The following is a 22,853-nucleotide window of genomic DNA, read 5'->3' as shown; positions in this document are numbered from 1 at the left end:
CGCCCCGCCCGATGTTCAACCTCTCAAGGAGCTTCATCATGACAAGCGTCAATCCCACCATCTCCTCGTCCAAGGTCGAGGGCACCACGGTCTACAGCCCCAACGGCGACAAGCTGGGTTCCATCGACGACCTCGTCATCGACAAGAAGAGCGGCCAGGTCCGCTACGCCGCGCTGGAGTTCGGTGGCTTCCTGGGCATGGGTACGGACCGCTACCCCCTGCCGTGGGACCAGCTGAAGTACGACACGGTCAAGGACGGCTACGTCGTCAACGTCGACAAGACCCAGCTGGAGCGCGCCCCGCGCTACCCCATGGACGAAACCCCGACGTACAACGACGAGTACGGCCGCAAGGTCTATGACTACTACGGCTCGAGCTGGTGGGTCTGAGCGCCAGCCGCTTCGTGATTGAAGGGGGCGGCGGATGCCGCCCCTTTTTGGCTGCTACCCCTGGAGGCCACCCATGCCCGACCCCACCCGCACCCCGCCGATCCCGCCCGAGAACGCACCGGCGACACCCAGCGTCGACAACGAGCGGCCTACCGCCAAGCAAAGGCCTGCCCGCGATGTGAAGAAGGGGGCCTTCGACGACTCCGTGGCCGGCGAGGAAGACCCGGGCGCGGGCATCGATACGATGACGCCCCGCCCGGGGCGGTAGACGCGCGCACCAAGCTTGAGCCGGCTGCGCGGGCCACGCGCCTCGACGGCCCCATATCCGTCAGGGCGCTGAGCACTTTTGACCGCGCCACGCCGTGAAAGCATCGAGCTGGCAGACTGCGCCGCCATGAACCCCAAGCGCCGTCTGCTGACCCTGTCACCGCTGTTGGCCCTGCTGCCGACGCTCGCCCCGGCCGCCACGCTGCCCAACGTGCTGCCACTCTGGCCCGAGGGCGTGCCCGCCGCCACCCGCGCGGATGCGCCTGCCACGCGCGGTGACGTCGGCGCCGAGCGCTTGGACGCGAACGGCGCCATCGCCAACGTGTCGGTGCCCACGCTCACCGTCGTGCTGCCCGCCGTCGACCGTCCCAATGGCACTGCCATCGTGCTGTGCCCAGGCGGCGGCTACCGCTACCTGTCGTGGCAGCGCGAGGGCCTGCAATACGCCGCGTGGCTGAGCACGCTGGGCATCACCACCTTCATCCTGAAGAGCCGGCTGCAGGAGTGGGGCCACCCCGCCCCCCTGCAGGACGTGCTGCGCGCCATCCGCCTGGTGCGCTCGCGCGCGGCCCAGTTCGGCGTCGACCCGCAGCGCATCGGCGTCATGGGCAGCTCAGCCGGCGGCCACCTGGCGGCCAGCGCCAGCACGCTGTTCGACCATGCGGATGGCCGCACCGGCGCGGCGCTCGACAGCGTCAGCGCCCGGCCCGACTTTGCCGTCCTCGTCTACCCCGTCATCACGATGACCGACCCCGCAGCGCACCCCGGCTCGCGCCGCGCGCTGCTGGGTGCCGAGCCCGGCTTGGCGTTGCTGGCGCAGATGTCGCTGGAGCAGCAGGTGAGCGCCGCCACACCGCCCACGCTGCTGCTGCACACGCAGGGGGACAAGACGGTGCCGGTGCAGAACAGCCTGCTGTACTTCGACGCCCTCACCCGCGCTGGCGTGCCGGCGGAGCTGTACGTGTTCGAGCAGGGTGGGCACGGCATCGGCATGCGCGACGGGCTGGGCACGGCGTCGGCCTGGCCGAGGCGGGCTGAGGACTGGTTGCGGCAGCGGGGGTGGCTCAACTCGTCCGCCGCTCGATGAGCGACGCCGGCCCATCAGAGCAGCGCGTCCAGAACGATCAGGTCTTGGCGAAGCGCGGCAGCGCCGCAGCGACATCCCGGAACGCTGACAGCGCCGCCTCCAGATGCTCGATGATTTCCTGCTGCAGCACATCCGGCGTCGGCAGGTCGTCCAGGTTGTCGAGGCTTTCATCCTTCAACCAGAACACATCCAGACTGGCCTTGTCACGGGCGATCAAGTCCTCGTAGGCGTAGAACTTGAACCGGTCCGTCGCCACCCGCTCGTGCCGGTTGCCGGGGTTGTAGCAACGGATGAAGTCCTGCAGGTCGGTCAGCTTCAGCGGCCGGGTCTTCAACGTGAAGTGCTGATTGGTGCGCAGGTCGTAGAACCACACGCCCTTCGTATGCACGCGGCCGTCCTTGGGCGCGTTGTCGAAGAACACCACATTCGCCTTCACGCCCTGCGCGTAGAAGATGCCGGTGGGCAGGCGCAGCACGGTGTGCACGTCGCAGGTCTCCAGCAGCTTCTTGCGGATCTTCTCGCCCGCGCCGCCCTCGAACAGCACGTTGTCCGGCAGCACCACCGCCGCGCGGCCGCGCGCGTTGAGCATGCTGACGATGTGCTGCAGGAAGTTGAGCTGCTTGTTCGAAGTGGTTTCCCAGAAGTCCTGCCGCTCGTAGGTCAGCGCGTCGCGGTCCTCTTCGCCATCCTCGTTGGTGATGGTCATGCTGCTCTTCTTGCCGAAGGGCGGGTTGGCCAGGACCAGGTCGACCGTTCGGCGAGGCTCGGCGATCAGCGCGTCAGCACGCTCCACCGAGGGCTCGCCCACCAGGTCGCCGATGCCGTGCAGCACCAGGTTCATCAGGCACATGCGCCGCGTGCCCGCCACGATCTCGTTGCCGTGGAAGGTCGCGTCGCGCAGGAACTGCTTTTGCGTTTTCGTCAGGCGCGGCGTTTCGTGGCCCAGCCAGTCGCCGTGGTCACGTAGCCAGGGGCCGGTGCCGGTCAGCCACTCGTTGGCCGCCAGGAAGAAGCCCCCCGTCCCGCAGGCCGGGTCGGCAATCGTCTGGCCCGGCTTGGGGCGCATGCAGGCCACCATCGCCTGGATCAGCGCGCGCGGCGTGAAGTACTGGCCCGCGCCGCTCTTGGTGTCCTCGGCGTTCTTCTGCAGCAGGCCTTCGTAGAGGTCGCCCTTGGTGTCGGCATCCATGCCCACCCAGGACTGCTCGTCGATCATCTGCACCAGCCGGCTCAGCTTGGCCGGATCCTGGATCTTGTTCTGCGCCTTGAAGAAGATCGCACCCAGCATGCCGCCCTGTTGCCCCAGCTTGTGCAGCGTGGCCAGGTACTGCGCCTCCAGCGGCTCGCCCGTCAGCGGGCGCAGCGTGGCCCAGTCGTAGCCCTTGGGGATGCGGGTGTCGCGCTGGTAGGGCGGCGCGGCGTACTCGTGCGCCATCTTCAGGAACAGCAGATAGGTCAGCTGCTCCAGGTAGTCGCCATAGCCCACGCCGTCGTCGCGCAGCGTGTGGCAGAAGTTCCAGACTTTCTGGATGAGGGTGGAGGTGTTCATAGACTCTTGTGCCTTTATCTGCCGGATATCTGCCAAAGGCGTAGCCGGAATCCACGAAATCCTAAATAAATCAATGACCTGCGCAATTTATTCATTCGCGAGTTAATAAATCGGCCGCCGATTCGGCGTGCCGTGGCAGATAACTTCAGTCTTGTAGCCAGCATCTGCGGCCCGTCAACGGCGCCCGCTCATTGATCACGATTTGGGGTGGTCTGCTCGGCTGGCAGCTTGGCGGCAGAGGGCAGGGCCAGATAGGCCTGGCGCGGGTCGTTCGGGTTGGGGTAGGCACGCAGCAGCAAGCCTTCCTTCACCAGCGGGTTGAGGATGCGCTTGCGCAGGTCAGCGCCGCCCTGATCACGACGATTCAGCATCCCAGCCAGCACTCGCAGGCCCAGGTAGTGGCCGGTGCAAAGGGCCAGCACGGTTTCGCGCATCAGCTCGGGCGCCACGCGTTGCTTCGTGCTCACTGGCGTGGCGATCATCTCCAGCGCAGCGCGTAGGTCCGCCCCCAGCTGTGCCAGCTCGACAAACACCGGTATCGCGGCAACTGCCCGACCAAGCTCCGGGGTTAAGCCCCCAAGCTCCGGGGTTAAGGCGAGATGCTCCGGGGATAGCGGCGCGTCGTTGGCCGCTTCGCCCGCCAGGTCGACCAGATCCCGACGCGGGAAATGCTGAGACGACAGGAAATAGACCATCCCTCGCCCAATGCCATCTGCACCCAGCAAACCCTCCCGCACCAGCCGCCCCAGCATCTTGGTGATGTCGGCGGAGTGCTCGGTCGACAGCTCGCGAAGCCGGGAATGGTTGATCTGGCCCTCTGTGGCGGCCGTCACCACCGCCAGGCGCTCCAGCGGGCCGAGCAACGTGAACCGCGACCCCAGTTGGTTCTCCAGCAGCGCCACGGTCTCAGGCGGCAGGAGGCTGCTCATGCGCAGTTCCATCAAGGTCTGTTCCGGCGCTTCCACCTGCTGCAGCACCGGGCGCCGCCAATGCTGGCCTGCCCAGTTGCGGTAGATCTTCGGAATGCCCGAACCCGCATGGTCGCCGTAGGCCTGTACCGTGTCCAGGTCCAGATCGGCAATGTCAAAACCCTGCAGCACCCGCTCGTCGCGCGAATCCTCCACCCGCTCGGCCAGCATGCGACGAACCGTTTCATCGTCGGCCGCGTAATCACCCTCGTGGCGCCGCAGATAGGTGCCGCCGAACGGGTTGGCCCCCAGGTGCACCGGTCGCAGCTGGCGCGCCGCTCGCGGCACGCGGATGCGCAACACCGAGTGGCCGTCCATCAGCACCGGCTGCACATCGCCCTCGCCGAGGAGGTTGCTGCCGATCTGCTTGCGGTTGTGCAGGTTGTCCCACAGCGCCTTGCGCACCCGCTCCAGCCCAGGCAGGCCCAGCACCTTGAACTGGCCAGGCGGCCTCTCCTGAACCCCGAGCACGATGACCCCGCCCTCGCCGTCGGCCATGGCGCTGTAGGTCTTCCAGAGGTCGTCGGGCAGTTCGCCCCGGCCATCGCGCCCCTGGGCGGCCTTGCATTCGAGGTCACAGGCCTCTGACAGCGTGGCAAGGTCCAGCTTCTCCAGGTCCAGGCTCATGCAGTCACCTTCCTTGAACGGCTGCGCTTTGCCGCCGGCTCGGCCGCAGTCCGCTCGGCCCGGATGCGCGCCAGCAGCTCGGCGGCGGGCTCGTCGGCCGGGTCTTGTGGCACGAGCTGGCCGGCGAAGGCGGCGCGGAGGAGGTTTTGGCGTTGGGCGGTGGATTGCTGCAATGCCCTTTCGAGAGCAATCGTTAGGCTTTGCTCCTCACGTTCGGCCTCATGCAGCTTCAGCAAGATCGCAACCTGCTCTTGCAGCGGCGGCACGGGCACGGCGAGCTTTGAGAATCGTCCTAGGCTCACCTTCTTCTGCGCGACGCCCTGTGTCATTGGCTTGACTTGATCCTTGCCGATGTGGGAGTTCACAACGGCCTCCAAGAACTTCGGAAGCATCAAGCCTTTCGCACAGCGGACCTTGATGCAGTCCGCCGTGATGATGGCGAGCGGCTGACCTACCTGCCGGCCAGCGTGGTCGGCCGATGGTTCTATCTCTACCTGATCCTGGACCTGTACAGCCGCAAGATCGTGGGCTGGGAGGTGCATGACAGCGACGACTCCGTGCACGCCGCCCACCTGGTGCATCGCACAGCCCTTGCTGAGGGCATCGCCGCCATGCCGCATCGGCCTGTGCTGCACGGCGACAACGGCGCCACGCTCAAGGCCACCACGGTGCTGGCGATGCTGAACTGGCTGGGCGTGAAGCCCTCGTACTCGCGCCCACGCGTGAGCGACGACAACGCCTTCGTCGAGAGCCTGTTCCGCACCGCGAAGTACCGACCGGAGTTCCCCGAGCGCGGCTTCGACGATCTCGACGCAGCGCGCGGCTGGGCAGCCGAGTTCACGCGTTGGTACAACGTCGAGCACCGGCATAGCGGCATCCGCTACGTGAGCCCCGCGCAGCGGCATGCTGGCCATGACACGGCGATCCTGGCGGCTCGCAGCGCGGTCTACGAGCAGGCTCGCCAACGCCATCCAGCCCGCTGGTCACGCGGCACACGCGACTGGTCTCCGATCACGACGGTCACGCTCAACCCGGAGCGGGATGCGGTCGTCGAAGCCGAGCTTCGGAACCAAGGTATTCGGCCAAGAGCTGCATAACCGAGGCGACAACTACCTTGACGCGCGCCGCATCTCCCAGGGCACATTGGCCACAGGACCCTTCTCAAAGTGAAGCCGAGTTCGTAGCGGCGCGCGTTTTCCTCAGCGACGCACATCAAACAGAACGTTACATTCAGCACGCGCTGCGCGAAGGCCGCAGCAAATACAGCAGGGAGACCGAGATGCTTGACGTCAGCTCAGCGCGAGTAGTGCGCTGCGTGGTTCACCGAGTCGGGAATCGACTGCGAGAAGAGGGCTGTGAGCTATCACACCAAGAAGTACGCGGGACGGCTGAACTGCACGGTACGTTGCTTAGGCACTATCTCGCCCCGCTCGCAAAGACCGGCGAAGAATTCGAGCTGTATCACGAATCAGATATCGCTCTGAATGCCATACGGCAGTTTTCCTCTCGAATATTCTCGGAAAATGATGACTTCATAAACCTCACTCAAAATATAGCTAAGCAGCTATACGCCGCTTCCGTACATCCGAGCGTGGCCGCAGGTGAATTTATTGCCATACTTTTCCACGACGTGAGAATCCAAGGGGAGCCTCATTTCGCGCTAGGCCTATATAAGATTGAGCAGCGAGAAACTTTTTTGGATGTTGAGAAAACTGGCAATTCTCTTAATCTCGTTGAACTTAGCGGCATACCAGTTTCTAACATTCAGAAGGGTGCCCTAATTCTCGACAATTCCTTCGGCGTCCATGTCAAGGAGTCTAGTGGTCAGCAGACAAAGTATTGGGCTGAAGCTTTTCTCAAAGCAAGACCAATACAAACGGAAAAGTCCACTGCGAAGCTAGCCGCGCAATTCGTCAAGCAAGTGTGTTCACGAATCGACGTAGAAGCCGGAGTGTCCTTGCGGCGCGACCTAGTAGACGTATTTTCAGCAAACGAGACCCTGAGCTTTCGGGACGTTGAAGAGGTCTCAGAGAGATATCTAGATCGAGACGCGGTAAGTCGCCTCACGCATCAACTTGAAGAGCAATCGGGATTTTCGTCGCTGGCAACGAGTGCGATTGATTCAGCCGCATTGACACGCCAAGCCAGAAACGTTTTGCGCCAGTATCCTTTGGGTGAGGGCATCGGCATAACCATCTCGAACCCTAAAGCCCGCTTAGACAAGTGCACAATAAGCAAAACCGCGCGTGGCTATCGGGCTATTATTGATATCGATGTCGAAACGGGAGAATAGAAATGGCAGGGGAGAAATCAAAAAGCTCGGGCGAGAATGGGGAGAAGATTGCCAGCGGCATCTTGGATCGGATTGGATGGGGGAATGGCCTTCGAAACATACCAATCAAATGCAATACCCCCTCGCATAAGAATGCCGCTGGCAACCAAAAGACGAGCCACGGCGAAGATCAGATCTTTATCTATAACAATCCCTTTCACGACACTCGGACAGATATCGTCCATGTATCAGTGAAGAATAAACTAGGCGCGTATCCGTCGTCGGAAGCGACCCTGAAAAAGGAATTCAAAGAGCATCTTGCGGAGATTCACGAGATTATTGAGTGCGCTAAGTACAGCGAAGAAATATCGCAGGTGGCATCAACATTCAAGGCGCGAAAACATCTTTCTCACTCGGGATTGCTCATTTGGGTCCACAATGACGATTCGGACATTGACAGAGATATTAAGCCTGTTTTGTCAAAGATTCGACTTGAGCAAGATTCTGATATACCGGTTTACCTCATTGACGGAGGACGGGCGGGATTTCTTTGGAAGGTAATGGACGATATCAAGCAGAAGGGTAAGCCATGGAGCTTCTTCTATCCGCTAATTGGAACCGTTACAACAGTGGATGAACCACGAACCGGATCTTTCCTGCCACTAGAGCTAATCGCATCAGATGTATTTCCCATCGTCGTCGACGACGGTGACAAGAAAGAGATGATCTTGTATGCGAACCAACCGTTCAGCGCGGATGCGTACAAAAAGCTAATGGCTTACGCGCTTCGGTTCTGCACAAGCCTGGTTACCAACATCAAGATCGGCATGCCCGATTACAACGCTGCCACCGACAAGAGTCAGGCAGATATGGCGCGCCTAGCCTTTTCAGATCGGCAAGAGAAGATTGAACCTTTCTCGTTCAATCGTTCCTTCCTTACTCTGCTGAATGGGGGTTGACATGAGTGCGGCGCAAGCGATTGATCTGAAGTCCACTATCGTTTCCGGTTCGGATCTCCGTATTCTTTTAGGAAGCGATCATGTCACCTATGGCGACATCTACGCATCATTGAAGGAAAAGGGCATATTTGTCGGCAATTCTGACAAGTCAATCACGGTGCCTTTGCTTTCGGCCACACTCTTAACGCCAGACAACTTTACTCGCCTTATCGAAAGCGGTGTTAATCGGGAATCTCTCCCTAAGGTGAAAGTGGCTGGGTTGGACCTTGTTGCAAAGGAGTCCGACTGGATCACCCCGCTGAAGAAAGACCTTTTCGATGATTCATTTGACATCTTGGGCTCAATGTCCGGGGTGGATTTCGTAACCAATCCACAGATCGTCGTCGATGGCGACAAGATTTCCATTCCATACCAAGTAGTACGACAAGACTACAGTAAGGATTGGATTCAACGAGAGCTTAGTTTCGATGCTCAGGTCACCATTGAGCGCCAAGGTGGAGCATTGAAGCTCGAATTCACCTCGACGCACTCTTCAAAGGAGACAGAGCAGGTCAATAAGAAGATTGCAGCTCGCGTCGCAAAGCTGCTGCATGGACAGAATTTAGTGAAGGAAGATGAGCCGCTTACCGTTACCTTCGGAGCATTGACTAACGAAGAGCGAGTCCGCTATTTCAAGCGACTAACCGCAGGACACGCCGGCTGCCTTTCGCCAGGGGGCGTAAACGATATTGAAATTTGCCTTGATTCAAATGGCCCTGCACTGCCAGATGATCCGCAGATTTCTTGGATGAAGCAAACGGTGAGGAAATTCAATGTCGACGGCGAGCGGCTTAACGATATTTTTCTCATCAGTGACGAAAAATATTACAAACACTATTACATCCTACGGATGGACGTGACTTTCCCATTTAAGGTCGCAGCCAACGAAGGGGAGTGTCGCGTCACCTTTTCCTTCAGTGGAACTCGAATAGTGTCACCAAGCTCCGAATTGATATTCGAAGTAGCACGCTGGTCTTTCAAAGACTCCCCGAATGCCGACGCAAAGAGGCTAATTTCCTCCGAAGTACAGAATGGGCTGAGATCAGTTATCGAACAGAAGTTCAATCAAGCCATTGCGGAACGGTCACAGTCGACGCCTGCATCAGCAGCGAGTATGTCCACGGCTTGAAAGCCAGTCCACTGTTCGGTAGCCCCGAAGAAATCACCATTACGCCTGCGTCCGAATTCATTTTCGCGAGACGAAGAAGTAGGTCGCTGGCTTCAAAGATTTCCTAGTGCAATAAAAAACGCCCGGTAAGTCCGGGCGTTCGCTTTACAAGGTCCAGCGGACCGTTCCACTATCTGCGGCAAAAAGTTTTCACTTACTTGGCAAAGATTCCACTTTCTGTGGCACCCGACAGCAATCGAATCAAACGTCGATATTCCCCGCCCTCAGCGCATTGCTCTCGATGAAGTCGCGCCGCGGCTCGACCTCGTCGCCCATCAGCATGGTGAAGACCTTGTCCGCCTCGATGGCGTCGTCGATCTGCACGCGCAGCAGGCGGCGCACGGTGGGGTCCATGGTCGTTTCCCAGAGCTGGCTGGGGTTCATCTCGCCCAGGCCCTTGTAGCGCTGACGGCCGACGGCCCCTTCGGCCTGGCTCATCAGCCAGGCCATGGCGGCGCGGAAGTCTTCGACCTTGGCTTCCTTGGCCTTCTCGCCCTCGCCCTTGCGCACGATGGCGCCAGGCTGGATGAGGCCCTGGAAGCTCAGGCCCGCGTCGGCCAGCACCTCGTAGTCGGCGCCGTGGACGAAGTCGGCGTGGATGACGCTGGCGCGCACGTTGCCGTGGTGGGTGCGGGCGATCTTCAGGAAGAACTTGTCGGTGCGCGGGTCGGTCTCGACCGTCACCAGCGCATCGTGCAGCAGGCCCTTCAGGCTGGCGGCGCTGGCGTCGGCTTCCTCGCGGGTATCGAGCTTGAGGGCCAGGCCGTTGGCCAGCACGTGCAGGGCCTCGATGTCCATCCAGTTGGACAGGCGGGTGATGACCGACTGGGCGGCCACGTACTTGCGGGCCAGCGTGTCGAGGGTGTCGCCCTTCAAGGTGTTGCCCGTGCCGGTGTCCAGGCTCGCATCCTGCAGCGCGACCTTGAGCAGGAAGCTGTCGAGCTCGGGCGCGTCTTTCAGGTATTGCTCGTGCTTGCCGACCTTGACCTTGTAGAGCGGCGGCTGGGCGATGTAGATGTGGCCGCGCTCGCAGAGCTCGGGCATCTGGCGATAGAAGAAGGTCAGCAGCAGGGTGCGGATGTGGGCGCCGTCGACGTCCGCGTCGGTCATGATGATGATGCGGTGGTAGCGGAGCTTGTCGGGGTTGAAGTCGTCGCTGCCGGCGCCGCGGCCGATGCCGGTGCCTAACGCGGTGATCAGCGTGATGATTTCATTGCTGGTCAGCAGCTTCTCGTAGCGCGCCTTCTCGACGTTGAGGATCTTGCCGCGCAGCGGCAGGATGGCCTGGAACTTGCGATCTCTCCCCTGCTTGGCCGAGCCGCCGGCGGAGTCGCCCTCGACGATGTAGATCTCGCACAGCGCCGGATCTTTCTCCTGGCAGTCGGCGAGCTTGCCGGGCAGGCCCAGGCCGTCGAGAACGCCCTTGCGGCGCGTCATCTCGCGGGCCTTGCGCGCAGCCTCGCGGGCGCGAGCGGCGTCGAGGATCTTGCCGCAGATGATCTTGGCGTCGGCGGGGTTCTCGAGCAGGTAGTCGGTCAGCAGGCGCGAGACGATGTCTTCCACCGGGCCGCGCACTTCCGAGCTGACCAGCTTGTCCTTGGTCTGCGAGCTGAACTTGGGCTCGGGCACCTTGACGCTGACGACGCAGGCCAGGCCTTCGCGCATGTCGTCGCCGGCAACTTCGACCTTGGCCTTCTTGGCCAGCTCGTTGTCCTCGATGTACTTGTTGATGACGCGGGTCATCGCGGCGCGCAGGCCGGTGAGATGGGTGCCGCCGTCGCGCTGCGGGATGTTGTTGGTGAAGCAGAGGACGTTCTCGTTGAAGCCGTCGTTCCACTGCATGGCGACTTCGACGCCGATGTTGGTCTGCTGGTCGCTCATCTTGTCGCCGATGGCGTGGAAGATGTTCGGGTGCAGCGTGGTCTTGCCCTTGTTGATGAACTCGACGAAGCCCTTGACGCCACCGACATAGGCGAAGTTGTCTTCCTTGTTGTTGCGCTCGTCGACCAGGCGGATCTTGACGCCGTTGTTCAGGAACGAGAGCTCGCGCAGGCGCTTGGCGAGGATGTCGTAGTGGTAGTCGTTGTTCTCTTTGAAGATCTCGGTGTCGGGCAGGAAGTGGACTTCGGTGCCGCGCTTGTCGGTCTCGCCGGTGATCTTCATCGGGCTGGTCTCGACGCCGCCCACCATGACGATCTCACGGTCCTGCGGGATGCCCTGGGCGAACTCCATGAAGTGCACCTTGCCGTTCTGGCGCACCGTCAGGCGCAGGAACTTGGACAGGCCGTTCACGCAGCTCACGCCCACACCGTGCAGGCCGCCGGAGACCTTGTAGCTGTTCTGGTTGAACTTGCCGCCGGCATGCAGCTCGGTCAGCGCGATCTCGGCAGCCGAGCGCTTGGGCTCGTGCTTGTCATCCATCTTCACGCCGGTGGGGATGCCGCGGCCGTTGTCGATGACTGAGATGGAGTTGTCGGTATGGATGGTGACGACGATGTCGTCGCAGTGGCCGGCCAGGGCCTCGTCGATGGAGTTGTCCACCACCTCGAAGACGAGGTGGTGCAGGCCGGTGCCGTCGGAGGTGTCGCCGATGTACATCCCCGGGCGCTTGCGCACGGCTTCCAGGCCTTCCAGGATCTGGATGGAGTTGGCGTCGTAGACCGCGCCCGATTTGGCCTCGGCCGCTGCGGCCGCCTGTTGGTTGGCGTTCAGGCCATCGGGGTGGTCGGCGCTGCTGGAAACATCACTCATGGGGCACTCTCAAGGCCGCGGAGCGGCCCTCCAAACTCAAACTAGAGCCCCCCGCTCGGCGGGGGGCTGGGGGGTGCAGACCGTTCAGGCATGCAATGCCTATGCGGATCGTCAGATCCGCATAGGCATCACGACGTACTTGAAGCCGGTGGTATCGGGGATGGTCAACAGCGCGCTGCTGGCGCTGTCGTTGAGGTCGATGCAGACCATGTCCTGGCTCATGTTGGCCAGGGCGTCCATCAGATAGGTGACGTTGAAGCCGGTCTCGATCCTGTCGCCGGCGTAGTCGATCTCGATCTCTTCCTTGGCCTCCTCCTGCTCGGCGTTGCTGGACGCGATGGACAGCAGGCCGGGCTCGAAGCTCAGGCGCACGGCCTTGAACTTCTCGCTGGTCAGGATGGCGGCGCGCTGCAGGCTGGACAGCAGCGGCGCGCGGCCGAGCGTCAGGCGGAACTTGTGGTTCTTGGGAATGACGCGGTTGTAGTCGGGGAACTTGCCCTCGACGAGCTTGGTGACGAACTCCATGCCGCCGAAGCTGAACTTGGCCTGGTTGCCGGCGAAGCGCATCTCGATGGCAGCGTTCTCGTCTTCACCCTTGCCGTCCTTGAGCAGGCGTTGCAGCTCCAGGACCGTCTTGCGCGGCAGGATGACTTCCTGCTTGGGGATATCGGTGTCCAGCTCGGCCTGGGCCAGGGCCAGGCGGTGGCCGTCGGTGGCGACGAGCGTCAGGTTCTTGCCTTCGGCGACGAACAGGATGCCATTGAGGTAGTAGCGGATGTCATGCACCGCCATCGCGAAGTGAACCTGGTTGATCAGGCCCTTGAGCGCCTTCTGCGGCACGCTGAACGCGGGGCCGAAGTCGGCAGCCTCCTGCACCAGCGGGAAATCGTCGGACGGCAGGGTCTGCAGTGTGAAGCGACTCTTGCCACCCTGCAGCGTCATCTTGTTGGCGTTGCTCGTCAGGCTGACGACCTGGTCGCTCGGCATGGAGCGCAGGATGTCGATGAGCTTGCGCGCGCCGACGGTGGTGGACAGGTTGCCGGCGTCGCCGTCGAACTGCACCGTGGTGCGTACCTGGATCTCGAGGTCGCTGGTCGTCAGCTCCACCTGGTTGCCGGTCTTGCGGATCAACACATTGGCCAGGATGGGCAGCGTATGGCGCCGCTCGACGATGCCGGCCACTGCTTGCAGCGCGCCGAGCACCTGATCCTGGGGAGCTTTCAAAACGATCATGAGGACCTCTTGGAGGGAGAGATTTCAGCTGGGGTCAAGCCCAAAAACGCGCGCGCGCGTGAAGCTGCGATTGTCGCCCGGAAACGGTGCCCCGCCGGTTTGGCGGGTCCTGCGGGTCAACCCGAAGCGGCAATCCGCCTCAGCCCTTCAAGGTCTGCTCCAGCACGTGCAGCTGCTGGTTCAGCTCGGTGTTCTTCTGACGCTCGCCGCCGATCTTGCGCACCGCGTGCAGCACGGTCGTGTGGTCGCGGCCACCGAAGAGTTCGCCGATCTCGGGCAGGCTCTTTTGCGTCAGCTCCTTGGCCAGGTACATCGCGATCTGGCGCGGCCGGGCAATGCTGGCCGGACGCTTCTTGGAGTACATGTCGGCGACCTTGATCTTGTAGAAGTCGGCCACCGTCTTTTGGATGTTCTCCACGCCGATCTGGCGGTTCTGGATGGACAGCAGGTCCTTGAGCGCCTCGCGGGCCAGCGTGATGCTGATTTCCTTGTGCGAGAACTTGGCATAGGCCAGCACCTTGCGCAGCGCACCCTCCAGCTCGCGCACATTGGCACGCACGTTCTTGGCGACAAAGAAGGCGACGTCCTCGGGCATCGGCGTGCCCTCGGCCTCGGCCTTCTTGATCAGGATGGCCACGCGCATCTCCAGCTCGGGCGGCTCGATGGCGACGGTCAGGCCGGCGTCGAAGCGGGACGTCAGGCGCTCGTCGATGTCCACCAGCCCCTTGGGGTAGGTGTCCGACGTCATGATGATGTGCGCCTTCTTGGCCAGCAGCGCCTCGAAGGCGTTGAAGAACTCTTCCTGCGTGCGGTCCTTGCCGGCGAAGAACTGCACGTCGTCGATGAGCAGCAGGTCCAGCGAGTGGTACTTGGCCTTGAGCTCGTCGAAGGTCTTGCGCTGGTAGTTCTTGACGACGTCGGAGATGAACTGCTCGGCGTGCAGGTAGAGCACGCGGGCGTCCGGGCGGTCCTTCAGCAGCGCGTTGCCGACAGCATGGATCAGGTGAGTCTTGCCCAGGCCGACGCCGCCGTAGATGAACAGCGGGTTGTAGGTGATGCCCGGCGCGCCGGCCACGTGCAGGGCGGCGGTGCGTGCCATCTGGTTGGCGCGCCCCGGCACCAGCGTGTCGAAGGTCAGCAGCGGGTTGATGCGGTGCTTGGCCGAGGCAGGCGCCTGCGAGGGCAGCATCATGGTGCTGGCCGTGGTGGCGGTGGGCCGCTGGGCGGCGCCGGACTCCGGCTGCCCCGATGCCTGCGGCGACGGTGCGGCACCTGGGGCCGATGCAGGCGTGGCGACGGGCGCGCCGGACGGCTCGCGCGCCGTCAGCGACAGCTCCAGCCGAGTCGGCCGACCGGCCAGTTCGGTCAGGATGGCCTCGATGCGGGCCGCGTACTGGCGGCGGATCCAGTCGCGCTTGAAGTGGTTGGGCACCTTCAGCGTTGCGACCAGGGCGGTTTCAGGGGCGCCTTCGCCGGCCAGCGTGGCCGGCGGCAGGGGGCGGATCCAGGTATTGAACTGCTGCTCGGGCAGCTCGGTGGCCAGGCGCTCGCACCCACGACGCCACAGCTCCGTTGCCCAATCCGCCGAACCGACGCTCTGTTCGCCCACCTTCAAAACCTGCACCCCATCCACCCTCTGTTCTTCTTGGCTCATTGTGGAAAACTTCTTTTCGAGCGGCCGGATTGTACGGACCGGAGGCCACCGAAGGACGGGTTATCCACAGAATTCGGACGGGGGTCAATCCCTGGCAAACCCGGCTTGAGACGGGTGACTTATTGACCGGTGTTGCGGCATCTGCTGTAATGCCGGGTTTTCGCGCACTGCGATTTATCGCCGTGCGCTTTTCTTGCCCGACATGCTTCGGGCATTTCCTGCCCGGGTGCCAACCGCTGTGCCCGGACCGAACAAACCCTCAAAAGCCTCAAAAGGGGTTCCCCATGAAGCGTACCTACCAAGCCTCCAAGACCCGCCGCGCCCGCACCCATGGCTTCCTCGTGCGCATGAAGACGCGCGGTGGCCGTGCGGTCATCGCCGCTCGCCGCGCCAAGGGCCGCAAGCGCCTGGCCGTCTAAGGTCTTGTCGCACAAGGCGGCGCTCCCGCGTCGCCCGCATCCGGGCTCCCGATGATCGGTCGCATCCAACGCCCGGTGGACTTCGAGCGGGTTCTTGCCCGCCCGAGCCGCTCGCGCAGCGTCCACTTCGCGCTGCATCATCTCTCGGCCAACCCGGCGCCGAAGCCCTGGGCAGCTGCAAAGTTACGCACAGCCCAGGCCGAGTTATCAACAGGCGACACACAAGCTGCCCACAATGTTGTGGAACAGAGCCCGCCCCGCGACTGCTGGGTGGGCATCGTCGTGCCCAAGCGGCACGCCAAGCGCTCGGTGACGCGGGCACTCTTGAAGCGCCAGATCCGCGCCGCATTTGCCGAGCGCCCCGGCATGCCACCGGGTTTGTGGGTCGTCCGCTTGCGTTCGCCGTTTGACCGCCAGAAGTTCCCGAGCGCCGCATCCGATGCGCTGCGCCAGGCCGCACGTGCCGAGCTGGCCCAGTTGCTGGACCGCGCGTTGGCCCCTGCCGCGCCGAAAGCCGGAGCGCCAGCATGAGGCCGAGCTGGCCCGCCCGCGTGCTGATGGCCGTCGTGCGCGGCTACCGTCTCCTGCTCAGCCCCTGGCTGGGCAACGCCTGCCGCTTCGAGCCCACCTGTTCGCGCTATTCGCTCGCCGCGCTTGAAAAGCACGGTGCGCTGGCCGGCAGCTACCTGACCGTGCATCGCATCCTGCGCTGCCACCCGCTGTGCGCCGGCGGGCACGACCCCGTGCCTGACCGCGTGCTTGACAATGCGCCGCGGCTGTTTTCGCGCCTCATCTGTCCCTCCCTGGCGCGCACCTGCGCGTCCTCTTCCTCGTCCGAGTCTCCCAATGACTGATATTCGCCGCACCGTGCTGTGGGTGGTGTTCACCATGTCCCTCGTCCTGCTCTGGGACGGCTGGCAGAAGCACAACGGGCAACCCTCGATGTTCAGCCCCGCGCCGCCCAAGGCCGTGTCGACGGCGCCGGGCACGCCCGCGTCCGGCGGCGTGCCCTCCGCCATCGTCGGTGCGGGACAGGCGACCGGCACCGCGCCCGCGCCCGCCGCAGCAGCGCCGTCCGAGAAGATCACCATCAGCACCGACGTGCTGACCGTCACGGTCGACACGCTTGGCGGCGACATCGTCCGTGCCGAGCTGCCCAAGTACCTGACGTCCTACGACCCCGACGTCACCGACCAGCTGCTGCAGATGATCGGACTGCAGAAGAAGCCCGAGTTCAAGCCGCAGCCGGTCGTGCTGTTCAACGCGGGCCAGCAGTACCGCGCCCAGACCGGTCTGGTGGGCGGCCCGGCGCCGCTGCCGACGCACAACACGCCAATGACGGCCGTTGAAGGCCCGCGCGAGCTGGAGGCCGGCGCTGACGAGGTCAAGCTGCGCCTGGAGTCACCCGAGGTGGGTGGCGTCAAGCTGATCAAGACCTACACCTTCAAGCGCGGCGCCTACGCGATCGGCGTCACGCACGAGGTCATCAACGCCGGCAGCGCTGCCGTCACGCCGCAGGTCTACCTGCAACTGGTGCGCGATGGCAGCACCGTGACCGGCGGAGCGGCCTTCACGCCCAGCTTCACCGGCCCCGCCGTCTACAGCGACAAGGCCAAGTTCCAGACCGTCACCTTCGAGGACATCGACAAGAACAAGGTCGACATCGAGAAGCAGGCGACCGACGGCTGGGTGTCGATGATCCAGCACTACTTCGCCAGCGCCTGGCTCGTCAACGAGCAGGCCAGCCGCGAGTTCTTCGTGCGCAAGCTGCCCGGCCAGGCCGGCGTGCGCGGCGACACCTATGCCACTGGCATGGTCTTCACGCTGCCCACGCTGGCGCCCGGCGCCAGCACGACGCAGCAGGCCACGCTCTTCGCCGGTCCGCAGGAGGAGAACAACCTCGCCAAGCTCGCCCCCGGCCTGGAGCGCGTCAAGGACTACGGTGTGCTGACCATCCTGGCCGAGCCGCTGTTCTGGCTGCTCGACAAGCTGCACGGCTTCATCGGCAACTGGGGCTGGACCATCGTCGCCCTCGTCGTGCTGCTGAAGATCGCGCTGTACTGGCTGAATGCCAGCGCCTACAAGTCCATGGCCAAGATGAAGGCCGTCGCGCCCCGCGTCGCCGAACTCAAGGAGCGCTACAAGGACAAGCCGCAGGAAATGCAGCAGGAGATGATGAAGATCTACCGCGAGGAGAAGGTCAACCCCATCGGCGGCTGCCTGCCCATCTTTGCGCAGATGCCCATCTTCATGGCGCTGTACTGGGTGCTGCTGTCCACCGTCGAGATGCGCCAGGCGCCGTGGATTCTGTGGATCACCGACCTGTCCGTGCGGGACCCCTACTTCATCCTGCCGCTGCTGATGATGGCGACCAGCCTGTTCCAGGTCTGGCTCAACCCGCCGGCCGCCGACCCCATGCAGCAGAAGATGATGTGGATCATGCCCGTGGCCTTCGGCGTCATGTTCTTCGTCTTCCCGGCCGGCCTGGTGCTGTACTGGCTGACGAACAACATCCTGTCCATCGCTCAGCAGTGGATGATCAACAAGCAAATGGGCGTGAACTGAGTCACGTGAATCTGCACAGCCCCCGCAGCCGGGGGCTACTTTCTGCCTGCGGTTAGCAGTTCAATGGCTTCGCGGGGCAGAGAACACCGGCCTGGACGGGGCTCACGAGAGCGACCGAAACTGGCCTCCCCCGCGCCAATGCCCGACACAGCCGCTCATCGAGCGGCTGTTTCTTTTCGGGCCGCGACAATCGCACCATGCTCGCCCGCTCACTGACCCGACATGGCGACCCGATTGCCGCCATCGCCACCGCGCCCGGGCGCGGCGCCGTCGGCATCGTGCGCGTGTCGTCGCCGCAAGACCTGGCACCGATCATCGAAGCCGTCTGTGGCCGCACGCTCAAACCACGTGAGGCCACCTACCTGCCGTTCCGAGACGCAAGCGGCAGCTCAATAGACCAGGGCCTGGCGCTGCACTTCCCGGCCCCGCATTCCTATACCGGTGAACACGTGCTGGAACTCCAGGCCCACGGCGGGGCTGTCGTCATGCAGCTGCTGCTGGCACGCGTGATCCAAGCCGGCAGCGGCGTGCGGCTGGCCGAGCCGGGCGAGTTCACGCAGCGCGCCTTCCTGAATGGCAAGCTCGACCTGGCCCAGGCCGAGGCCGTCGCCGACCTCATCGACGCCAGCACCGAAGCGGCCGCGCGCAGCGCCAGCCGCGCACTCGGCGGCGCGCTGTCGCACGAGGTCGGTGTGCTGCGCGACCAGCTGATCCAGCTGCGCATGCTGGTCGAGGCGACGCTGGACTTCCCGGAAGAAGAGATCGACTTCCTGGAGAAGGCCGATGCCTTCGGCCGGCTGGATCGGCTGACGGCGCAATTGGGCGCCGTGCAGGCGCGCACGCGCCAGGGCGCGCTGCTGCGCGACGGACTCAAGGTCGTGCTCGCCGGCCAGCCCAACGTCGGAAAAAGCTCGCTGCTGAACGCGCTGGCCGGCGCCGAACTGGCCATCGTCACACCCATCCCCGGCACGACGCGCGACAAGGTCAGCCAGACCATCCAGATCGAAGGCGTGCCGCTGCACATCACCGACACGGCCGGCCTGCGCGACGCGACCGCCGACGAGGTCGAGCGCATCGGCGTGTCACGCAGCTGGGATGCCATCGCCGATGCCGACGTGCTGCTCTTCCTGCACGACCTGGGCCGCGTCGGCCAGGCGGACTACGAGACCGAGGACGAGCGCATCCGCGCGCGGCTGACCGGCGTCGATGCGAGCCGCATCGTGCAGGTCTTCAACAAGGCCGACCTCGCCGCCGCGCCCGAGGGCGAAATTGCGCTGAGCCTGAAGACGGGGGCCGGGCTCGAAGCACTGCGCCAGCGCCTGCTGCGGACGGCCGGCTGGCAGGCCGTGCCGGAAGGCCTCTTCATCGCCCGCGAGCGGCATGTGCAGGCACTGGCCCGCACGGCCGAGCACCTGGCGCTGGCACGCGAGGTCGCCGCTCAGCGCGATGCGGCGCTGGACCTGCTGGCCGAGGAGCTGCGCCTGGCGCACGACGCCCTCGGCGAGATCACCGGCGCCTTCTCCGCCGACGAGCTGCTGGGTGTCATCTTCAGCAGCTTTTGCATTGGCAAATGACGCCGATCAGGCGTCGTTGAACAGCACCTCGGCCAGGTAGAGCCCAGGCTCGACGGCCATGCCGAACAGGCTGCCGGACAGCGGCCGGGCCATCAGGTCGGCCGTGCTGAGGCCCTCGCGCGCGGTGCTGACCATGAGCTGGTCGCCGGCAGGCCCGCCAAGGGCCGGGCAGGTGGTGTTGCTGACGGGGACCGAATAGCGGCCCAGTTGCCGGCCGTCGGGTGCGTAGCGCGCCACCGTCCCTGCACCCCATTCGGCGTTCCACAGGCAGCCCTTGGCATCAACGCAGGAGCCGTCGGGATAGCCGTCCTGCGCGTCCTTCTTCACGAACACCCGCGGCTCGCTGACGCGGGCGCTGGCCGAGTCGTAGTCGCAGACCAAGATGCGGCGGCTCGGCGTGTCGCAGTAGTACATGCGCTGGCCGTTGGGGCTGAAGCAGATGCTGTTGGCGATGGCCACACCGTCGAGCGGCAGGCGGCGCAGGCCCCTCGCCAGGGTGTATTGGTAGAAGCTGCCGATGGGCTGGCGCGGCTCGGCCTCGTCCAACGTGCCGAAGACGAAGGCGCCGCTGCGGTCGCAGCGGCCGTCATTGGCGCGCGTGGTGGGCAGCTGGGCTTCCAGCGGCGCGATGGTTTCGGGTTCGCCGGCGATGCTGCCGGTGGCCTGCAGGTCGGGCAGCGTCAGGCGTGCAAGCCGCTTGGCCATCGCCAGCACGATGGCGCCGGAGCGCGCGTGAACGAAGCAGCCAACACGCTCGGGCAGGCGCACCTGCAGCGTGGCGCCGGCGCCGGCGCCGGGCGTCCAGGCATAGATGCAGGCCCCTTCGATGTCGGTCCACCACCAGCGGCCGCTGGGCGCATGCCATTGCAGGCCTTCACCGAGACCGTGGGCCTGGGCGACGGCGAGGACGAATGGGTGTTCAGTGGGCATCGGGCGAGGTTTCCAGGCTGGCGCGCGCCTGCTTGCGGGCGAGGGCCGCGGCGTGGCGGCGGCGTTCGTCCGGGGTGAAAGGCCGCAGCGGCGGGACGGCCACGGGTTTGTTGTCGTCGCCCACGGCCACCATCGTGAAGTAGCAGCTGTTGACGTGGCGGGTTGCCTGCGTGCGGATGTTCTCGGCCACGACCTTGATGCCGACTTCCATCGACGAGGTGCCGGTCATGTTGATGCTGGCCAGGAAGGTGACCAGCTCGCCGACGTGGATGGCCTGGCGGAAGATGACGCGGTCGACCGACAGCGTGACGACATAGCGGCCGGCGTAGCGGCTGGCGCATGCGTAAGCCACCTGGTCGAGCAGCTTGAGGATGTTGCCGCCGTGGACGTTGCCGGCGAAATTCGCGGTGTCCGGTGTCATCAGCACCGTCATCGTCAGCTGGTGGGCGGGCAGGTCCATGGCGATGCTTCAGCGGTTCACGAGAAGCGGTGGATTGTGGTGCTGCGGAACACCTGGCCCGGCCTCAGCACGGTGCTGGGCCAGTCGTCGCTGGCTTCGTGGTGCGGCGAGTCGGGGTTGTGCTGGGTCTCCAGGCACAGGCCGTCGCCTTGACGATAGATGCGCCCGCCGGGGCCCGCCAGGCTGGCGTCGAGGAAGTTGCCGGAATAGAACTGGATGGCGGGCTCGCTCGTCAGCACGTCCATGCGACGCCCGGAATGCGGGTCTTCCAGCGTCGCGGCTGGGCGCAGGCCGTCGGCATCGAGATCGCCGTCGAGCAGCCAGTTGTGGTCATAGCCTTTGGCGAGCAGCAGTTGCGGGTGGGCCTTGCGGATGCGCGTGACGATGGCACTGGGCGCGCGGAAGTCGAACGGCGTGCCCGCCACCGACGCATGACGCTGCGGGATCAGGTGGGCGTCGACCTCGCTGTAGCGCGACGCCGGAATCGTCAGCCGGTGGCGCAGCACGCTGCCATCGCCGGCGAGGTTGAAGTAGTCGTGATGGGTCAGATTGACGACAGTGGCGCGGTCGGTCGTGGCCAGGTAGTCGATGCGCCAACTGTTGTCGGTTGCGCTCAGCGAGTAGCGCACGCTGACCTGCAGCTCGCCGGGGAAACCTTGCTCGCCATGCGGGCTGGTCAGGTTGAAGATCAGCGCCTCGGCCTCGCCGGGCAGGCGATCCGGGGGCTCGACGGGCGCGGCCGTCCACAGGCGGTGGCCGAAGCCCTCGGTGCCGCCATGCAGGCAGTTGGGGCCGTCGTTGCAGCTGAGCGTGTGGGTCTGGCCGTCAAGTTCGAAGCTGGCACCGGCAATGCGGTTGCCGTAGCGGCCGACGATGATGCCGAAGGATGGGTTGCGGTGGACGTAGTCGTCGAGGTTGTCGAAGCCGAGCACGACATTGCCTGCCTGGCCCTGCCTGTCCGGCACCCAAAGGCCGGTGACGATGCCGCCCAGCGTGATGGCGGTCAACTTCAGGCCGAGGCCGTTGCCCAGCGTGTACTCGTGGACAGCGCGGCCATCGGGCAGCTGCCCGTACTCGCGGCATTCCATGCTCACGCCCAACCGCCGTCGACGATGAAGTCCTGCGCCGTGCACATGGCGCTGTCGTCCGCCGCAAGGAACAGCGCCATCGCGGCGATGTGCCGTGGCATCAGCGGCGCGTTGATGCACTGGCCCTTGGCGATCTCCTGCTTGGTCTCTTCGGTGACCCAGAGCTTGAGCTGCTTCTCGGTCATCACCCAGCCCGGTACCAACGTGTTGACGCGGATCCCGTGCGGACCGAAGTCGCGCGCCAGGCAGCGCGTGAGGCCCTGCGCTGCGGCCTTGCTGGCGGTGTACGCCGGCATGCCGCCCTGCTTGAGCATCCAGCTGATGGAGCCGAAGTTGATGATGCTGCCGCCACCGGCGGCCTTCATGTCGGGCAGCACGGCCTGGGCGGTGAAGAACTGGTGCTTGATGTTGACGGCGACGCTGGCGTCCCAGAACTCGGGCGTGGTGTCTTCAACAGCGTGGCGCTTGTCGTTGGCGGCGTTGTTCAGCAGCACCGTGAAGGGGCCGCTGCGTTCGCGCAGTGCGGCTATTGCCCCGCGCAGGGCCTCGACGTTGGACAGGTCGGCCGCCATGAAAAGCGGCGTATGGCGCGAACCGGCCAGGCGGGCGGCCAAAGCGCCGCCTTCTTCGGCGGCCAGGTCGATGAAGGCCACCTTGGCGCCCTGTTCCGCAAAGGCCTCCACCAGGGTTTCGCCGATGCCGGTGGCCCCGCCGGTGATCAGGACGCTGCGGTCCTGCAGGCTGGGGTAGCGGGCGTAAGAACTCATCGGGCGGTCTCCTGCAGCATGCGACCCGGCTGCATGGGCCAGGCGATGCGGGCATTATTAGTCATACTTTTTTGTTTGCAAAGGCGG

21 protein-coding genes and 1 pseudogene are annotated in these 22,853 nt (G+C 64.2%); 12 read left to right on the top strand and 10 right to left on the bottom strand.

Features of this window, described 5'->3' with window-relative positions:
• The first annotated feature begins 38 nt into the window (after nucleotides 1–38).
• The 3 genes from ACT6S0_RS08755 to ACT6S0_RS08745 all read left to right on the top strand — a co-directional run bounded on the left by ACT6S0_RS08755 (nucleotide 39) and on the right by ACT6S0_RS08745 (nucleotide 1,743).
• Nucleotides 39–389: a PRC-barrel domain-containing protein gene (locus tag ACT6S0_RS08755; RefSeq protein ID WP_444763512.1), complete on the top strand. Its 351-nt coding sequence runs from the start codon at nucleotides 39–41 to the stop codon at nucleotides 387–389.
• A gap of 73 nt (nucleotides 390–462) precedes the next feature.
• Complete coding sequence (locus ACT6S0_RS08750; RefSeq protein ID WP_444763511.1) at nucleotides 463–657, top strand: hypothetical protein; 195 nt, start codon at nucleotides 463–465, stop codon at nucleotides 655–657.
• Nucleotides 658–783: 126 nt separating this feature from the next.
• Nucleotides 784–1,743: an alpha/beta hydrolase gene (locus tag ACT6S0_RS08745; RefSeq protein WP_444763510.1), complete on the top strand. Its 960-nt coding sequence runs from the start codon at nucleotides 784–786 to the stop codon at nucleotides 1,741–1,743.
• 37 nt (nucleotides 1,744–1,780) lie between these two features.
• Here the strand turns inward: ACT6S0_RS08745 and ACT6S0_RS08740 are convergent, their stop codons facing one another.
• From ACT6S0_RS08740 to ACT6S0_RS08730, 3 genes are all read right to left on the bottom strand, one after another.
• Nucleotides 1,781–3,292 carry an N-6 DNA methylase gene (locus tag ACT6S0_RS08740; protein ID WP_444763509.1) on the bottom strand — a complete coding sequence of 504 codons (1,512 nt, stop codon included), beginning with the start codon at nucleotides 3,290–3,292 and terminating at the stop codon, nucleotides 1,781–1,783.
• A 188-nt stretch (nucleotides 3,293–3,480) separates the two neighbouring features.
• Nucleotides 3,481–4,887, bottom strand: a complete 1,407-nt coding sequence (locus tag ACT6S0_RS08735) for an AlbA family DNA-binding domain-containing protein (RefSeq protein ID WP_444763508.1) — start codon at nucleotides 4,885–4,887, stop codon at nucleotides 3,481–3,483.
• Nucleotides 4,884–5,252 (bottom strand): restriction endonuclease subunit S, encoded by a 369-nt coding sequence (locus tag ACT6S0_RS08730; protein WP_444763507.1) that lies wholly within the window; start codon nucleotides 5,250–5,252, stop codon nucleotides 4,884–4,886. The genes ACT6S0_RS08735 and ACT6S0_RS08730 overlap by 4 nt, the downstream gene beginning before the upstream one ends.
• Before the next feature lie 81 nt (nucleotides 5,253–5,333).
• On the opposite strand from ACT6S0_RS08730, the pseudogene ACT6S0_RS08725 reads away from it, so the two are divergent.
• The 4 genes and pseudogenes from ACT6S0_RS08725 to gapS4b all read left to right on the top strand — a co-directional run.
• Nucleotides 5,334–5,984 (top strand): annotated as a pseudogene (locus ACT6S0_RS08725) (transposase); the annotation flags it as partial.
• A 182-nt stretch (nucleotides 5,985–6,166) separates the two neighbouring features.
• Nucleotides 6,167–7,180 (top strand): nucleoid-associated protein, encoded by a 1,014-nt coding sequence (locus ACT6S0_RS08720; protein WP_444763506.1) that lies wholly within the window; start codon nucleotides 6,167–6,169, stop codon nucleotides 7,178–7,180.
• Nucleotides 7,181–7,182: 2 nt separating this feature from the next.
• Nucleotides 7,183–8,118, top strand: coding sequence for a GapS4a family protein (gene gapS4a, locus ACT6S0_RS08715; protein ID WP_444763505.1), 936 nt, complete (start codon nucleotides 7,183–7,185; stop codon nucleotides 8,116–8,118).
• A 1-nt stretch (nucleotide 8,119) separates the two neighbouring features.
• Entirely contained in the window at nucleotides 8,120–9,286 is a 1,167-nt protein-coding gene (gapS4b, locus tag ACT6S0_RS08710; RefSeq protein ID WP_444763504.1) for a GapS4b family protein, read from the top strand.
• A gap of 240 nt (nucleotides 9,287–9,526) precedes the next feature.
• Here the strand turns inward: gapS4b and gyrB are convergent, their stop codons facing one another.
• The 3 genes from gyrB to dnaA form a co-directional block, all read right to left on the bottom strand.
• Nucleotides 9,527–12,076 (bottom strand): DNA topoisomerase (ATP-hydrolyzing) subunit B, encoded by a 2,550-nt coding sequence (gene gyrB, locus ACT6S0_RS08705; RefSeq protein ID WP_444763503.1) that lies wholly within the window; start codon nucleotides 12,074–12,076, stop codon nucleotides 9,527–9,529.
• Nucleotides 12,077–12,187: 111 nt separating this feature from the next.
• On the bottom strand, nucleotides 12,188–13,309 hold the full coding sequence (gene dnaN, locus ACT6S0_RS08700) for a DNA polymerase III subunit beta (protein WP_444763502.1): 1,122 nt from the start codon (nucleotides 13,307–13,309) through the stop codon (nucleotides 12,188–12,190).
• 139 nt (nucleotides 13,310–13,448) lie between these two features.
• A complete protein-coding gene (gene dnaA, locus ACT6S0_RS08695; RefSeq protein WP_444763501.1) occupies nucleotides 13,449–14,963 on the bottom strand; it encodes a chromosomal replication initiator protein DnaA in 1,515 nt (504 codons plus the stop codon).
• A 284-nt stretch (nucleotides 14,964–15,247) separates the two neighbouring features.
• On the opposite strand from dnaA, the gene rpmH reads away from it, so the two are divergent.
• The 5 genes from rpmH (at nucleotide 15,248) to mnmE (ending at nucleotide 19,521) form a co-directional block, all read left to right on the top strand.
• On the top strand, nucleotides 15,248–15,382 hold the full coding sequence (gene rpmH, locus ACT6S0_RS08690; protein WP_054021782.1) for a 50S ribosomal protein L34: 135 nt from the start codon (nucleotides 15,248–15,250) through the stop codon (nucleotides 15,380–15,382).
• A gap of 51 nt (nucleotides 15,383–15,433) precedes the next feature.
• On the top strand, nucleotides 15,434–15,913 hold the full coding sequence (locus ACT6S0_RS08685) for a ribonuclease P protein component (RefSeq protein WP_444763500.1): 480 nt from the start codon (nucleotides 15,434–15,436) through the stop codon (nucleotides 15,911–15,913).
• A complete protein-coding gene (yidD, locus tag ACT6S0_RS08680) occupies nucleotides 15,910–16,236 on the top strand; it encodes a membrane protein insertion efficiency factor YidD (RefSeq protein ID WP_444763499.1) in 327 nt (108 codons plus the stop codon). Before ACT6S0_RS08685 ends, yidD begins: the two co-directional genes overlap by 4 nt.
• Nucleotides 16,229–17,947 carry a membrane protein insertase YidC gene (yidC, locus tag ACT6S0_RS08675; RefSeq protein WP_444763498.1) on the top strand — a complete coding sequence of 573 codons (1,719 nt, stop codon included), beginning with the start codon at nucleotides 16,229–16,231 and terminating at the stop codon, nucleotides 17,945–17,947. The genes yidD and yidC overlap by 8 nt, the downstream gene beginning before the upstream one ends.
• A gap of 197 nt (nucleotides 17,948–18,144) precedes the next feature.
• Nucleotides 18,145–19,521: a tRNA uridine-5-carboxymethylaminomethyl(34) synthesis GTPase MnmE gene (gene mnmE / locus ACT6S0_RS08670; RefSeq protein WP_444763497.1), complete on the top strand. Its 1,377-nt coding sequence runs from the start codon at nucleotides 18,145–18,147 to the stop codon at nucleotides 19,519–19,521.
• A gap of 6 nt (nucleotides 19,522–19,527) precedes the next feature.
• Here mnmE and ACT6S0_RS08665 read toward each other — a convergent pair whose 3' ends face one another.
• The 4 genes from ACT6S0_RS08665 to ACT6S0_RS08650 are packed head-to-tail and all read right to left on the bottom strand — an operon-like array spanning nucleotide 19,528 to nucleotide 22,766.
• Nucleotides 19,528–20,451 (bottom strand): SMP-30/gluconolactonase/LRE family protein, encoded by a 924-nt coding sequence (locus ACT6S0_RS08665; protein ID WP_444763496.1) that lies wholly within the window; start codon nucleotides 20,449–20,451, stop codon nucleotides 19,528–19,530.
• On the bottom strand, nucleotides 20,441–20,911 hold the full coding sequence (locus tag ACT6S0_RS08660; RefSeq protein WP_444763495.1) for an acyl-CoA thioesterase: 471 nt from the start codon (nucleotides 20,909–20,911) through the stop codon (nucleotides 20,441–20,443). The genes ACT6S0_RS08665 and ACT6S0_RS08660 overlap by 11 nt, the downstream gene beginning before the upstream one ends.
• A 17-nt stretch (nucleotides 20,912–20,928) precedes the next feature.
• Nucleotides 20,929–21,999 carry an aldose epimerase family protein gene (locus ACT6S0_RS08655; protein WP_444763520.1) on the bottom strand — a complete coding sequence of 357 codons (1,071 nt, stop codon included), beginning with the start codon at nucleotides 21,997–21,999 and terminating at the stop codon, nucleotides 20,929–20,931.
• Between the two features lie 2 nt (nucleotides 22,000–22,001).
• Complete coding sequence (locus ACT6S0_RS08650) at nucleotides 22,002–22,766, bottom strand: SDR family NAD(P)-dependent oxidoreductase (protein ID WP_444763494.1); 765 nt, start codon at nucleotides 22,764–22,766, stop codon at nucleotides 22,002–22,004.
• Between the last annotated feature and the right edge of the window lie 87 nt (nucleotides 22,767–22,853).

The sequence above is a fragment of the Roseateles sp. genome, assembly GCF_052436255.1.
Taxonomy (GTDB): Bacteria; Pseudomonadota; Gammaproteobacteria; order Burkholderiales; family Burkholderiaceae_C; genus Pelomonas.
Note: the sequence above shows the minus strand (reverse complement) of the source record. Positions and strands in the feature narration are given on the sequence as shown.

What these genes read in the sequence shown, in the direction of transcription:
- ACT6S0_RS08755 (WP_444763512.1), top strand. Translation starts at nt 39, where the DNA reads ATGACAAGCGTCAATCCCACCATCTCCTCGTCCAAGGTCGAGGGCACC.
- ACT6S0_RS08750 (WP_444763511.1), top strand. Translation starts at nt 463, where the DNA reads ATGCCCGACCCCACCCGCACCCCGCCGATCCCGCCCGAGAACGCACCG.
- ACT6S0_RS08745 (WP_444763510.1), top strand. Translation starts at nt 784, where the DNA reads ATGAACCCCAAGCGCCGTCTGCTGACCCTGTCACCGCTGTTGGCCCTG.
- ACT6S0_RS08740 (WP_444763509.1), bottom strand. Translation starts at nt 3,292, where the DNA reads ATGAACACCTCCACCCTCATCCAGAAAGTCTGGAACTTCTGCCACACG.
- ACT6S0_RS08735 (WP_444763508.1), bottom strand. Translation starts at nt 4,887, where the DNA reads ATGAGCCTGGACCTGGAGAAGCTGGACCTTGCCACGCTGTCAGAGGCC.
- ACT6S0_RS08720 (WP_444763506.1), top strand. Translation starts at nt 6,167, where the DNA reads ATGCTTGACGTCAGCTCAGCGCGAGTAGTGCGCTGCGTGGTTCACCGA.
- gapS4a (WP_444763505.1), top strand. Translation starts at nt 7,183, where the DNA reads ATGGCAGGGGAGAAATCAAAAAGCTCGGGCGAGAATGGGGAGAAGATT.
- gapS4b (WP_444763504.1), top strand. Translation starts at nt 8,120, where the DNA reads ATGAGTGCGGCGCAAGCGATTGATCTGAAGTCCACTATCGTTTCCGGT.
- gyrB (WP_444763503.1), bottom strand. Translation starts at nt 12,076, where the DNA reads ATGAGTGATGTTTCCAGCAGCGCCGACCACCCCGATGGCCTGAACGCC.
- dnaN (WP_444763502.1), bottom strand. Translation starts at nt 13,309, where the DNA reads ATGATCGTTTTGAAAGCTCCCCAGGATCAGGTGCTCGGCGCGCTGCAA.
- dnaA (WP_444763501.1), bottom strand. Translation starts at nt 14,963, where the DNA reads ATGAGCCAAGAAGAACAGAGGGTGGATGGGGTGCAGGTTTTGAAGGTG.
- rpmH (WP_054021782.1), top strand. Translation starts at nt 15,248, where the DNA reads ATGAAGCGTACCTACCAAGCCTCCAAGACCCGCCGCGCCCGCACCCAT.
- ACT6S0_RS08685 (WP_444763500.1), top strand. Translation starts at nt 15,434, where the DNA reads ATGATCGGTCGCATCCAACGCCCGGTGGACTTCGAGCGGGTTCTTGCC.
- yidD (WP_444763499.1), top strand. Translation starts at nt 15,910, where the DNA reads ATGAGGCCGAGCTGGCCCGCCCGCGTGCTGATGGCCGTCGTGCGCGGC.
- yidC (WP_444763498.1), top strand. Translation starts at nt 16,229, where the DNA reads ATGACTGATATTCGCCGCACCGTGCTGTGGGTGGTGTTCACCATGTCC.
- mnmE (WP_444763497.1), top strand. Translation starts at nt 18,145, where the DNA reads ATGCTCGCCCGCTCACTGACCCGACATGGCGACCCGATTGCCGCCATC.
- ACT6S0_RS08665 (WP_444763496.1), bottom strand. Translation starts at nt 20,451, where the DNA reads ATGCCCACTGAACACCCATTCGTCCTCGCCGTCGCCCAGGCCCACGGT.
- ACT6S0_RS08660 (WP_444763495.1), bottom strand. Translation starts at nt 20,911, where the DNA reads ATGGACCTGCCCGCCCACCAGCTGACGATGACGGTGCTGATGACACCG.
- ACT6S0_RS08655 (WP_444763520.1), bottom strand. Translation starts at nt 21,999, where the DNA reads ATGGAATGCCGCGAGTACGGGCAGCTGCCCGATGGCCGCGCTGTCCAC.
- ACT6S0_RS08650 (WP_444763494.1), bottom strand. Translation starts at nt 22,766, where the DNA reads ATGAGTTCTTACGCCCGCTACCCCAGCCTGCAGGACCGCAGCGTCCTG.